The organism is Lactobacillus sp. 23-2 (genome assembly GCF_044902225.1).
Lineage (GTDB): Bacteria > Bacillota > Bacilli > Lactobacillales > Lactobacillaceae > Lactobacillus > Lactobacillus absianus.
This window is the reverse complement of record NZ_JAOQBX010000004.1, coordinates 16512-28595: the sequence shown is the minus strand read 5'-3', so window position 1 is coordinate 28595 and position 12084 is coordinate 16512. Positions and strand designations below refer to the sequence as shown.

The 12084-nt window shown below is 53.2% G+C and carries 12 protein-coding genes and 1 tRNA gene; 10 read left to right on the top strand and 3 right to left on the bottom strand.

Features of this window, described 5'->3' with window-relative positions:
* The first annotated feature begins 33 nt into the window (after nt 1–33).
* From OCH80_RS02480 to OCH80_RS02455, 6 genes are all read left to right on the top strand, one after another.
* Entirely contained in the window at nt 34–750 is a 717-nt protein-coding gene (locus OCH80_RS02480) for a hypothetical protein (RefSeq protein WP_404537622.1), read from the top strand.
* Nucleotides 750–1997, top strand: coding sequence for a DEAD/DEAH box helicase (locus tag OCH80_RS02475; RefSeq protein ID WP_404537768.1), 1248 nt, complete (start codon nt 750–752; stop codon nt 1995–1997). Before OCH80_RS02480 ends, OCH80_RS02475 begins: the two co-directional genes overlap by 1 nt.
* Nucleotides 1990–3309 carry a PTS sugar transporter subunit IIC gene (locus OCH80_RS02470; protein WP_404537620.1) on the top strand — a complete coding sequence of 440 codons (1320 nt, stop codon included), beginning with the start codon at nt 1990–1992 and terminating at the stop codon, nt 3307–3309. Before OCH80_RS02475 ends, OCH80_RS02470 begins: the two co-directional genes overlap by 8 nt.
* 38 nt (nt 3310–3347) lie before the next feature.
* Nucleotides 3348–3422: transfer RNA gene (locus OCH80_RS02465), tRNA-Arg, on the top strand.
* A 350-nt stretch (nt 3423–3772) separates the two neighbouring features.
* A complete protein-coding gene (locus OCH80_RS02460; RefSeq protein WP_404537618.1) occupies nt 3773–4846 on the top strand; it encodes a PTS sugar transporter subunit IIC in 1074 nt (357 codons plus the stop codon).
* 451 nt (nt 4847–5297) lie between these two features.
* Nucleotides 5298–6551, top strand: a complete 1254-nt coding sequence (locus OCH80_RS02455; RefSeq protein WP_404537766.1) for a uracil-xanthine permease family protein — start codon at nt 5298–5300, stop codon at nt 6549–6551.
* A 54-nt stretch (nt 6552–6605) separates the two neighbouring features.
* On the opposite strand, the gene OCH80_RS02450 is transcribed toward OCH80_RS02455, so the two are convergent.
* A complete protein-coding gene (locus OCH80_RS02450) occupies nt 6606–6800 on the bottom strand; it encodes a hypothetical protein (RefSeq protein WP_206987597.1) in 195 nt (64 codons plus the stop codon).
* A gap of 106 nt (nt 6801–6906) precedes the next feature.
* Here OCH80_RS02450 and wecB point away from each other — a divergent pair, with 106 nt between their 5' ends.
* Nucleotides 6907–8049: a non-hydrolyzing UDP-N-acetylglucosamine 2-epimerase gene (gene wecB / locus OCH80_RS02445; protein ID WP_404537616.1), complete on the top strand. Its 1143-nt coding sequence runs from the start codon at nt 6907–6909 to the stop codon at nt 8047–8049.
* Between the two features lie 72 nt (nt 8050–8121).
* On the opposite strand, the gene OCH80_RS02440 is transcribed toward wecB, so the two are convergent.
* Nucleotides 8122–8613: a GtrA family protein gene (locus tag OCH80_RS02440; protein ID WP_404537614.1), complete on the bottom strand. Its 492-nt coding sequence runs from the start codon at nt 8611–8613 to the stop codon at nt 8122–8124.
* Nucleotides 8603–9052 carry a flavodoxin gene (locus OCH80_RS02435; protein ID WP_206987592.1) on the bottom strand — a complete coding sequence of 150 codons (450 nt, stop codon included), beginning with the start codon at nt 9050–9052 and terminating at the stop codon, nt 8603–8605. The genes OCH80_RS02440 and OCH80_RS02435 overlap by 11 nt, the downstream gene beginning before the upstream one ends.
* 184 nt (nt 9053–9236) lie before the next feature.
* On the opposite strand from OCH80_RS02435, the gene map reads away from it, so the two are divergent.
* The 3 genes from map to galU all read left to right on the top strand — a co-directional run bounded on the left by map (nt 9237) and on the right by galU (nt 12023).
* A complete protein-coding gene (gene map / locus OCH80_RS02430; protein WP_154549450.1) occupies nt 9237–10064 on the top strand; it encodes a type I methionyl aminopeptidase in 828 nt (275 codons plus the stop codon).
* A 5-nt stretch (nt 10065–10069) separates the two neighbouring features.
* The gene (locus tag OCH80_RS02425) at nt 10070–11002 is read left to right on the top strand and encodes a YihY/virulence factor BrkB family protein (RefSeq protein ID WP_404537612.1); all 933 of its coding nucleotides are present in this window, start codon (nt 10070–10072) and stop codon (nt 11000–11002) included.
* A gap of 103 nt (nt 11003–11105) precedes the next feature.
* Nucleotides 11106–12023: a UTP--glucose-1-phosphate uridylyltransferase GalU gene (gene galU, locus OCH80_RS02420; RefSeq protein WP_404537610.1), complete on the top strand. Its 918-nt coding sequence runs from the start codon at nt 11106–11108 to the stop codon at nt 12021–12023.
* Nucleotides 12024–12084: the final 61 nt, after the last annotated feature.

Below are 12084 nucleotides of genomic sequence, written 5' to 3'. Positions count from 1 at the left end.
TTTTGTTGTATAAAATGAAAGCAGGAGGCAGAGATGGACCAAAATCGACACTTTAAACACTGGGTAACCTTGCCGGCGATTATCAGCTTTTTAATCGCGGCCCTGGCCTTGCTCGCTTATGGCATATCCAATTACCGGGCCCAGACGACTTTGCCTCACGGGTCTTCGCAGAGCACGGTGGGCATCGGCCTGGATCAGCGGCAGACCGCGGTCAGGCTGGAGCGGCTGCAGCAAAATGGGGTCTCTTTCGTCTACCTGCAGGCCACGACCGGCAAGCGGGAGTTTGATCGGTCTTATCTAACTTTTAGAAAGAAGCTCAAGGGCAGCAAGCTGGCTTACGGCACCCGGGTCAAGGTTGACTCGCGCCAGTCGGCCTGCTCGCAGGTCAAGTACCTGGAGGAAAAGGCCGGCAGCCAGCTGGGCAGCCTGCCTGTCTTGCTTGATGCCGGCAGCAGCGACCCCTCAGCCGCGGCTCTCACCTGCCTGGCTCAGATGAGCCGGCTTTTGCTCAAGCAGCGCCGCACGGTCATGGTCAGGGCCGACAGCAAGTATGCCAAGCTTTTTCCAAAAGGCTGCGAGTTCCTGTCAACGGACCGAAAGACCCCGAGCCAGCTGAAATACTGCTTTTGGCAGTATTCGACCAAGGGGCGGGTCAGCGGGATGACCGGCCTCAAGTGGCCCGTGACAATGTACGCCTATATGGGCACCAGTCAGCAGTATGAACAGAAATATGGACGATTAACGCAATGATGTATAACGAGAAAATTCAAGCAGTATTGGAGAAGACCGGCAAAAGCAAGCCGACTTTGATTCAGGAGCGGACTTTTGACGCTATCAAGCACGGCGCCAGCCTGATCGGCCTGGCCAAGACCGGGACCGGGAAGACCCTGGCTTATGCCTTGCCGAGCCTGGAGCGGGTCACGGCCGGGCAAAGAAATGCCATGGTCGTTTTGGCGCCAACGACGGAGCTGGCCGTGCAGATCCGCAACGCGATCCAGCCCTTTGCCCAGGCATTGGGCTTAAAGACCCTGGCTTTGGTAGGGGCCGGCAACCGCAAGCGCCAGGATGAAAAGCTGAAGAAGGGGACGGCCGAGGTGCTGGTGGCCACGCCAGGGCGCTTTTTTGACTTCTTCTCCAGCGGACGGATCAAGCTGGCCCAGATCAAGACCTTGATCATCGATGAAGCCGACGACATCCTGGAATTTGCCAAGCTGGACCTTTTAAGCTCTTTAGGCCAAAACCTGCCGTCCAGCAGCCAGATTCTTTTGCTTGGGGCCACGGAATCCCAGATCACCAAGGAAGCCGAGGCAATTTTTGCTCGGAACTTCCTCCTGGTCGACGTCAGACCGGACCAGGGCAGCCAGACCGACCACGACTTCCTGCAGGTGGACAACAGCCACAAGATTGAATTCCTGCAAAGACTGACCAAGCTGGACCACTTCCGCGGGCTCTTGTTCTTTGACTCAAACGAAAGCATGACCCGCTTCGCGCGGATTTTTGGCCATACCAAGACCAAATTTGCCATGCTGAACAATGAAATGCCCAAGGACAAGCGGCAAAAAGCCCTGGCTGACCTGGCCAGCGGCAAGACCAAGCTGCTGCTGGCCACCGACCTGGCAGCGCGCGGCTTGGATATCCCCAAGCTGACCTACGTCATCAACTATGAAGTTCCGGCAGACGTCAATACCTACACCCACCGGGCTGGCCGGACGGGGCGGATGGAGCAGAAGGGCTACGTGGTAACCTTGGGCGACGACCACGATTTCCGCGATTTGAAGAAGCTTTTGGAAGAAGTGCCGGAAATCACGCTGCAGCGGGTCTACTTTGCCGGCTACCGCCTGAGCACGGACAAGCCGGCAAAGAAGGCCGAAAAAGACAAGGGCAAGCTGAGCCAGGGCAAGCAGGCAGACAAGGGCAAAAAGAAAAAGCACCAGAAGCGCAAGAACAAGAACAAGGGCTACCACCCGCACTACCTGAAGGAGAAGAAGAGTGAATAGGGCAGCTGACTGGCTTGAGCGCTACCTGCTGCCGCTGGCCAACCAGATCGCCGCGGTGCGCTGGCTGGTGGCCTTGCGCGACGCGTTTGTCTCGACTCTGCCAATCACGGTGACGGGTTCTTTTGCCGTCTTGATCAAGAGCTTGATCAACGCGGCTGACAAGAACTGGAACTGGCACGTCTTGGCCACCCTCCTGCAGCCCTTGGTAGGCGCATGCAACTTCGTCTGGCGGGGGAGCGTGGCCATGTTTGCCCTCTTCTTTGCCTTGGCCTGGGGCTACCAGCTGGCCCGGACCTTTGAAGTCAACCGCCTGGCCGGGGCCATGACCTCCTTGTCCTCATTCATGATGAGCATTGCCAATTACGCCTACCTGACCAAGGGGGAGACCAGGTTCAGAATCGATGACGCCTTCAACATCCAGCAATTGTCGACGACGGGGATGTTCACCGCCATTTTGTTTGGCGGCTTGGGCGTGGCCATCTATATTCTGTGCGTCAAAGGCCGGCTGGTGATCCCCATTTACAGCCAGATGCCCCATGCCCAGCTGGCGGCCTTTGAGTCCATGCTGCCGGTCATCATCTCCCTTTTTGTCGTTGGCGGGGGCAACTACCTCTTTCAGGTCATGACTGGCCAGTATTTTGGTGAATGGCTGCTGCACATCATCCAATTGCCCTTGGCCAACTTGGGCCAGGGCTTCTTGATGGTCTTCGTCGTTACCGGCCTGATCCAGATCTTCTGGTTCTTTGGCATCAACGGGAACGGGGTCATGGCTCCGGTTATCGGGTCGGTCTGGGCCACGGCGCAGAACGCCAACATCCTGGCCGCGGCCAAGGGGAGCGCGATCCCTTACCTGTGGACTTCCGCGTCATTTGGCGTCTTCGGGGTCGACAGCGTCGGTCTGCCTTTGGTCATCGGAATCCTGCTTTTCTCCAAGCGCAGCGACCACCGTACCTTGGCCAAGGTCGCTTTGGCGCCAAGCGTCTTCAACATCAATGAGCCGGTTTTGTATGGGTTGCCGATCATCTTGAACCCCGTTTGCCTGGTGCCCTTTATCGCGGCGCCTTTGGCCAACGTTTCCTTGGCTTACGTGGTGACGCGCCTGGGCTGGATCAACCGGGTCCAGGCCGTGGTTCCTGGCATCATCCCGCCAATCATTGGCCCCTTCCTGGCGACCAACTATGACTGGCGGGCCATCGTCTTGGCGGTCGTCAACCTGGTCATTGCCGTCTTGATCTGGCTGCCTTTCATCTCCGCGGCTGATCAGATTGACCAGGAAAGTTCCAACCGGGACTTTTTCATGGCGCAGTACTAGCTTTTTTCTATGAATTTCGGTAAAATATTGTGTTGAATGGCCTGGTAGCTCAGGTGGATAGAGCACTGGTTTCCTAAACCAGGTTGTCGCGAGTTCGAATCTCGCCCGGGTCATCACGCGCATTTAAGCCTGCAGATTTTGGTCTGCAGGCTTTTCTTTTACTCAAAAAAGACTTAGCTTTTACTAATTCTTAAAAAACGTAAAGTCAAAAATTCCTGTAAGCGCTAAATTAAATAAAAATGAAAAGCTTATCAAAGTCTTAACGAAATCCCTTGATCTGTGTAAAAATGACGTCTATAATTCGAAACATCAATCAGTTGCCTGAAAGAAATATTAAATCGTTAATTGATTCTCTCATGTAAGCTCGATTGATCGTTCGAAATCTTATTTATCCATTTTTCTTGTTTTTATCGTTTTACTTGTATTAAGAACAAGCGATTAGTACCGTTAGGAGGCGGACTCAATGTCTGAAACAACTCAACCAAAAGAAACAGTTGGATCATTTGTGATGAAAGTCCTCAATGGTTCAGCGACTGCCATTATCGTGTCACTTTTGCCAAGTGCCATTTTGTCAACCTTCTTGACGCCATTCGCACCCACGAACACGGTGGTGGCCAATCTTTTGCACATTGTGACTGTCTTCCAATACTTCTTTGCAGTCATGTGCGGGTTCTCAACTGCCAAGCAGTTCGGCCTGGGCTACACTGAATCAGCCTGTGTCGGCGGCGCTGCTTTCCTTGGCTCCGGCTGCGTGACTGCCGTGCCAACGACCGTTAAGGGCGTAAAGACCGTTGTCTTCCAACTGGCTGGCATGGGCGACGTAATCAACACCATGTTGACTGCTGCCGCAGCCGTATTGTTCATCAAGTGGGTGGGCAACCGCTTCGGCTCCCTGAGCATTGTTTTCTTCCCAATCCTGGCCGGCACTGGCGTCGGCTGGCTTGGGACTTTGACCAAGCCTTACGTATCCCTGGTCACTACCGGGATCGGTGACGTCATCAACACCTTCACCAAGCTGGCTCCATACCCAATGTGTATCCTGATCGCGATGTCATTCGCCATCGTCATCATCACCCCGCTTTCAACGGTCGCAATTTCCGTGGCCATTGGCTTGGCCGGCATGGGCTCAGCCGCTGCTGGTTTCGGTCTGGCCAGTGCCGCAGCCTTCCTGATCTGGGCAACCCTGAAGGTTGACAAGCCAGGCGTGCAAGTTGCCATCTTCCTTGGCGCCATCAAGATGATGATGCCAAACTTCCTGAGACACCCAGTGATCGGGATCCCAGTTGCTTTGACGGCAGCCGTTTCAACCCTGTCAGTTCCAATGCTGGGCATGCAAGGTACTCCGGCTTCCGGTGGTTTCGGCCTGATCGGTGCCGTTTCACCACTTGCCGCTTACAACGCTGGCTTCCACAACATCCCAGTGCTGGTAATCGTCTGGGTAGTCGTACCATTCGCCGTTGGCTACCTGATGAAGAAGATCTTCGTTGACTGGACCAAGCTCTGCAAGCCAGAATACTTCATCAGCCCAGCTCAATGAAATTTTAACTATTCCGAATCATTCAAGCTAAATCGTAATGTCTTAAGCATCAGCTCCTTAAATTAGTGTAAGTAAAAAGTAAGCACTCAATTAGATGACTCTGTAAGAAAAATACCAATATCAATATCAATACCAAATCAATTTACCATAAGCATCAAGACACTTACTAAGGCAGAAGGCCCAAGCGGCCTGCTGCCTTTTCTTTTGCGGCCCGTTCTTGCAATTGCTGCCTATTTTTAGTAGGATAAATAAAGTTGAATATAATTTAAAGGAACCTTTAAATTCAGTCCCGTGAGGCTGAAAAGGGGGCAGCTGCGGGAAAGCATGATTCCCGCCATTGAACCGTCTTGGAGGCACCAGGTTTCCAAGGCGTTTTTTTACGCGCCGGGTTCCGTTTTTGAAGGGAAGGTTATTTTTGGAAAAAAACGAAGAATTTCGCAATCCAGAAGCCATGCTTGACGTCCAGGACAAGCCGAAGTTTGGCCCTTGGCTGATCCTGTCCATCCAGCACCTGTTTACGATGTTTGGGGCAACCGTGCTGGTGCCGCTCCTGGTGGGGCTGAAGCCAAGCATCGCCTTGTTTTGTTCGGGCGTTGGGACCTTGGTCTATATTATGTGCACCAAGGCCAAGATTCCGGCTTATCTGGGGTCATCATTCGCTTTTATCGCGACCATGCAGGCCTTGATGAAGAGTGACGGGTATCCAGCGGTCGGCCAGGGGGCCATCGCGGCCGGCCTGGTCTACGTGATCGTGGCCTTGATCATCCGCAAGGCCGGATCCGACTGGCTGGACAAGATCCTGCCGCCGGTAGTGGTTGGCCCGATCATCATCGTCATCGGCCTGTCTCTGGCCACGACCGCGGCTAATGACGCGATGTTCAATCCCAGTGGGAAGTATGACTTGAAGTTTTTTGCCGTGGCGATTTTTACTTTGGTCATTACGATCATCTTCAATATGTTCCTCAAGGGCTTTCCGAGCATGATTCCCGTTCTGCTGGGGATCATTTGCGGCTACGTGATGGCCTTGATCTGCGGGATCGTCGACCTCTCAGGCGTAGAAAGCGCCAAGTGGTTCTCTTTGCCAGCCTTTGACGTTCTAGGCGCCAGCTACAAGTTCAAGCTTTACCCGGCAGCCATCATTACCATGGCCCCGATTGCCTTTGTCACGATGACGGAGCACATGGGCCACATCATGGTCTTGAACAAGCTGACCAAGCGCAACTTCTTCAAGGACCCCGGCCTGCACCGGACCTTGCTGGGCGACGGCCTTTCCAGCATCATTGCCGGCTTTCTTGGCGGCCCGCCAACGACTTCATACGGTGAGAACATTGGCGTCTTGGCCATGACCAAGGTCCACTCAGTCTGGGTTCTGGGCGGGGCGGCGATTTTTGCCATCATCTTCTCCTTTGTCGGCAAGGTTTCAGCCGTAATTGAATCCATCCCCAGCCCGGTCATCGGCGGGATTTCCTTCCTGCTCTTCGGGATGATCGCGGCCAACGGCCTGCGGATCATCGTCGACAACCGGATCGACTTTGAGAAGAAGCGGAACCTGATCATCACGTCCGTCATTCTGGTAGTCGGCATCGGCGGCACCTACCTGAAGCTGGGCGCCTTCCAGCTGACCAGCATTGCTTTGGCAACTCTGTTCGGGATCATCCTGAACCTGATTCTGCCGGAGAAGGCTGCCAGCGAAGAAGCCAATTAAAAGAAGCGCAAAAATCCGCGGCTCGCTTGAGCCGCGGATTTTTTGGCTGCCGCCTTATTGAAAAAAGGCCGGATGCTGCAATAAGTGCCAGCTTAAGCAGATAATCAGCAGGCAAAGGCCCAGGCCCAAGAACAGAAGGGCGCGCCGGGTCTTCTGGCTCAGGCGCGAATCGCGGCTGAACACCAGGGCAAAGACGGCAAGCATGATCAGGATGCTGTCGAAAATCAAGGGAAAAATGTTGATGGACATGGATATACCTCGCTTTTTTTGGAAAATCTCGTGAAAAAACTGATCGCAGGGGGCGGGAGTTTGCTATCATTAATTAATAGCAGAAAACTGCCGAAGGAGACTTTTAATGAAGCAGATTAAAGTGATGACGGTCTTCGGGACCCGGCCAGAAGCGATCAAGATGGCGCCTTTGGTCTTGAAGCTCAAGCATGACGACCGCTTTGACACGGTCACGGTCGTGACGGCCCAGCACCGGGAGATGCTGGACCAGGTCTTGGAGATTTTTAAAATCAAGCCAGACTATGACTTTAACATTATGCACCAAAACCAGACCTTGGCGGAAATCACCAACAAGGTGCTGGCCGACCTGACCAAGGTGATTCAAAAAGAAAAACCAGACTTAGTGCTGGTCCATGGGGATACGACAACCTCCTTTGCCGCCAGCCTGGCGACTTTCTATGAGCAGACGGCCTTGGGGCACGTGGAGGCTGGCTTGCGGACCTGGAACAAGTACGCGCCTTTCCCGGAAGAGATGAACCGGCAATTGACCGATGTCTTAAGCGACCTCTACTTTGCCCCGACCAGTCTGAGCAAGGCCAACCTGCTTAAGGAAAGCCATCCGGAGCAAGGGATTTTCGTTACGGGCAACACGGCCATCGATGCTTTGAGCCAGACGGTCCAAGCAGACTATGACCACGAAGTCTTGCAGCAGATCAAGCCGGGCAGCCGGGTCATCCTGGTGACCATGCACCGGCGGGAGAACCAGGGCGAGCCGATGCGCCGGGTCTTCCGGGTGATGAAGGACGTGGTGGACCAGCAAAAGGACGTTGAGATCATCTATCCCGTCCACTTGTCCCCGCGCGTGCAGCAAGCGGCCAAGGAAGTCCTGGGGGGCGATCCGCGGATCCACCTGATCAAGCCCTTGGACGTGGTGGATTTCCACAACCTGGCCAAGCGAAGCTACTTTATCATGACCGACTCCGGCGGGGTGCAGGAAGAGGCGCCGTCTTTGGGCAAGCCGGTCCTGGTTTTGCGTGACGCGACCGAGCGGCCGGAAGGGGTCAAGGCTGGCACCTTGAAACTGGTTGGCACCCAGGTGGACGCGATCAGAAGCGCCATGCTGGAGCTCTTGAATGACCCGGCAGCCTACCAGCGGATGGCTGAGGCCAAGAACCCGTATGGCGACGGGCACGCGGCAGACCGCATTTTGAACGATATTGCCTGGTGGTTCAATGGGCAAAAGGGGCCAAAGCCGGCTGACTTTCAATAAGAATTCACCTACAAACGAACAAAAATGAAAAGAGACAGATCGTTGCTTGATCTGCCTCTTTTGCGTTTTCGCTTATGGCTGCTTGTGTTTGTTTTCCTGCACGCGCTGCTTGAGCTTGGTCATCGTGCTCTTTTCCTTCTTCTGGAAAACGGATTTGGTGGTCAGATAGTTGAAGATCCCGACCAGGACCTGGTCGATGACCTTGACCCAAAAGGCCGGCCAGTGCAAGAGGGACAGGCCCAGCCACATCAGCAGGGTGTCCGGCAGCAGGCTGAGGATCCGGTAGGTGAAAAAGGAAAGCAGCTTCTGCCAAAGATTATGCTCATGGTCGACGTTGTCCACGAAGACGGCCTTGTGGTTGAACCAGAAGGAGGCCAGGTTGGACACGATAAAGGCCACCGTGTTGTCGATGACCAAGACCGTGTGCGGGATGGCGTGCATGACCATAAAGACCACGGTGTTGATCAAAGCCGCAATAAAGCCAAAAAACATGTAGACCCACAGGTTACGGTGCCGCTTAAAGATCCGGTTGCCAAGTTCTCTTCTTCTTGAATTATTGTTCATTTAATTTTCCAGCCAGCTCTTCAGCCGCTTGATCAATTCTGGCGATATCGTCATCGTCAGGCGCGTTTTCCACCGTGAGCGGAGGGATGGCTTCGCTTGCCCCGCAGGCCAGGAAGGCCTTCTCAAAGTCGAAGACGTTTTCACAATAGTGTTCGTTGTAAGTCTTGTCGCCGGAACCCATCACGGCAAAGTGCTTGCCAGTCAGATCCAATTCCTGCAGCTGCTCGTAGAAGTCGGCGATTTCATCGGTCATGACCCCTTCACCGTAGGTATAGGTGATGAAAACGCAGAGGTCGCTGGTGAGGTAGTCGCTGGCGTCAGTGAAGCTGACGTCAGAACAGTCTACATCAAAGCCGGCATCCTGCAGGTCTTCCTCCAGGATTTCAGCCATGTCTTCGTCGTTGCCAGTCATGCTGGCAAAAACAATCTTTGCTTTCATTAACTTAGAGCTCCTAAAAATTTATTTCTAGAACATTATACACGATTTGTGATTCCAAGGTAAAAAAACTGACCGGCAATTTGCTTAAAGCCGTTTCAAGCCGGCGCAATCTGTAGAAGGCAGGTAAAAATGCTATAATAGTAAAAGCAAAATTTTTAGATTAGCTTAAGGAAGGATAACAAAATTGATTACTATTAAATCTGTCCGCGAACTCAAGGGCATGCAAGCATCCGGCCACCTGCTCGCCACCATGTTTGAAGCCCTGCGCGATGAAATCAAGCCGGGCATGTCCACTTGGGACATCGAAGTCTTTTGCCAAAAGTACATGAAGCAGCACGGCGGCCGCTTGTCAGAGCAAGGATTTGAAGGCTACAAGTATGGCACCTGCATCTCCGTCAATGACGAAATTGCCCACCAGACGCCACGCAAGGACAGGATCCTGCACGAAGGCGACCTGGTCAAGGTAGACGTGACCTGCAACCTGAACGGCTACGAATCAGACTCCTGCACCACCTACGGGGTCGGCAAGATCTCTGAAGCTGATCAGCACCTGATCGACGTAACCAAGAAGGCCATGTACCTGGGGATCGACCAAGCCCTGGCCGGCAACCGGATCGGCGACATTGGCGCGGCTATCCAGCACTATGTTGAAGATGAAGAAGGCTACGGGGACGTGCGCGAATTGATCGGCCACGGGATTCAGCCATCAATCCACGAAGACCCGGAAGTGCCGCACTGGGGCAAAGCGGGCCATGGCTTGCGCCTGCGTCCGGGGATGACCATCACGGTTGAGCCAATGGTTGAAGCCGGCGGCGACTGGCGCATCCTGCAAAAGACGGTTGACGATCCAAACGACGACTGGGTCTTCTACGCGACGCCGGACGGGTCCAAGTCAGCCCAGTTTGAGCACACTTTTGCCATTACTGAGGACGGGCCAAAGATCTTGACTCTGCAAGAACCATACGATGGCTTGGAAAAGTACATTCCTCACTTTGACGAAATGGATGACTAATTGACATGACTGGAAAAATTGAGCAGCAGCGCCAGCGGGTGGGGGACTTCTTTGAGCATCTGTCCCATTGCACGTCGCAGGGTGAGATTTTTCAAAGTTCAATCGTCATCGCCTACTACCTTCTTTTCTCAATTTTTCCAATCGTGATCATTGTCGGCAACGTCTTGCCGCTGTTTCATATTGATACTGACCCGATCACTGAATATCTGGAGCTGATGCTGCCCAGCGATATGATCAAGTACGTCATTCCGATCGTGCAGACCTTGCTGAAGACCCAGTCAACGGGCTATATCTCCTTTGGTGCGATCGTGGCCCTTTGGTCCATGTCTTCCATGGTCAATGCCATCAGGGTTGGCATGAACCGCCTGTATGGGGTGCACTTGGAAGAATTGCAGCTGGGTTTTTGGCACTTCATCTGGAACCGGCTTTTGACCATCATTTTCAGCGCCCTCTTGGTCACCTTGTTCACGCTGCTGGCTTTGGCCGTGATTTTTGGCCAGCAGATTCTGAGCTTTTTCGCACCGGTCTTCAACTATTCGATGGCGCCGATCAACCGCCTCTTCAGCTACCGCTGGCTGATCCTGCTGGTGATCATGACCGTGACGGTTTACTACTTGAACGCTATCGTGCCCAATGTCAATATGCGCAAGAAAGCGGTCATGCCTGGAACCATCACGACGGTGGTGGGCTGGGAGGCCTTGGCCTACCTGTTTGCCTACTATCTGGGTCATTTTCCGGTAAAATGGGAAAATTATGGTATCGTTGGTACTTTTATCATTTTCATGTTATGGCTGAATTTGCTGGCCGTCGTGCTCTTGTTTGGCACGGCAGTCAACGCCGCCATCGATGAAGTGAAAATGGGGCCAGCAGTCTACTATAACGGCTTTTTAGCTGAATGGCTCAAGCGCTGGCGTGACAAACGTCATCAAGACAAGTGATTTGCCCGACAAGGTGGCACGTTCACTATAAATGTGTTATTATACGCTTGCAGTTGAAATGCTTTCATAAACACGACTGATAGAAGAAAAGAGGATGTAATTGATGAAAGTAAGAAAAGCGATTATTCCTGCCGCTGGGTTAGGAACGAGATTTTTGCCAGCAACCAAGGCCATGCCTAAGGAAATGCTGCCGATCGTTGACAAGCCAACGATCCAATTTATCGTTGAAGAAGCCATGGCTTCCGGCATTGAAGACATTCTGATCGTTACTGGCAGAAGCAAGCGGTCAATCGAAGACCACTTCGACTCAAACCCAGAATTGGAAGACAACTTGACCCAAAAGCACAAGGATGCCTTGTTGAAGGTGGTTCGCGACACGACCATGTCCAACATGAAGGTCAACTTGTACTTCACCCGGCAGCCACACCCAGCCGGCTTGGGCGATGCCGTTAACCGGGCCCGCAGCTTTATCGCTGGCGAACCATTCGTAGTCATGCTTGGCGACGACCTGATGAAGGACAAGACGCCTTTGACCAAGCAACTGATTGACTGCTACGACAAGACCCACGCTTCAACCATCGCGGTTATGAAGGTGCCACACAAGGAAGTCAACAAGTACGGGGTTATCGACCCAATCGGCGAAACTGAGCCAGGCTTGTACAATGTCAAGACTTTCGTGGAAAAGCCAGACGTTGACAAGGCCCCAAGCGACCTGGCCATTATCGGCCGCTACCTGCTGACTCCAGAAATCTTCGACATGCTGGACCAGCAAAAGCCAGGTGCCGGTGGCGAAATTCAATTGACTGACGCCATTGACGCTTTGAACAGAACCCAGCGCGTCTTTGCCCACGAATTTACTGGCAACCGCTTCGACGTCGGCAACAAGGAAGGCTACATGGAAACTTCAATCCAATACGGCCTGACCCACCCAGAAACCAAGGATGCCCTGCGCAAGTACATCATTGACTTGGGCAAGAAGCTGGAAGCTGACGACAAGAAGGCAGCCGGCAAGGCTAAGTAATCAAGCAAAAAGACGGACCTGATGGTTCAATGTTATTGAGACACTCATCGTAAGATGGGCG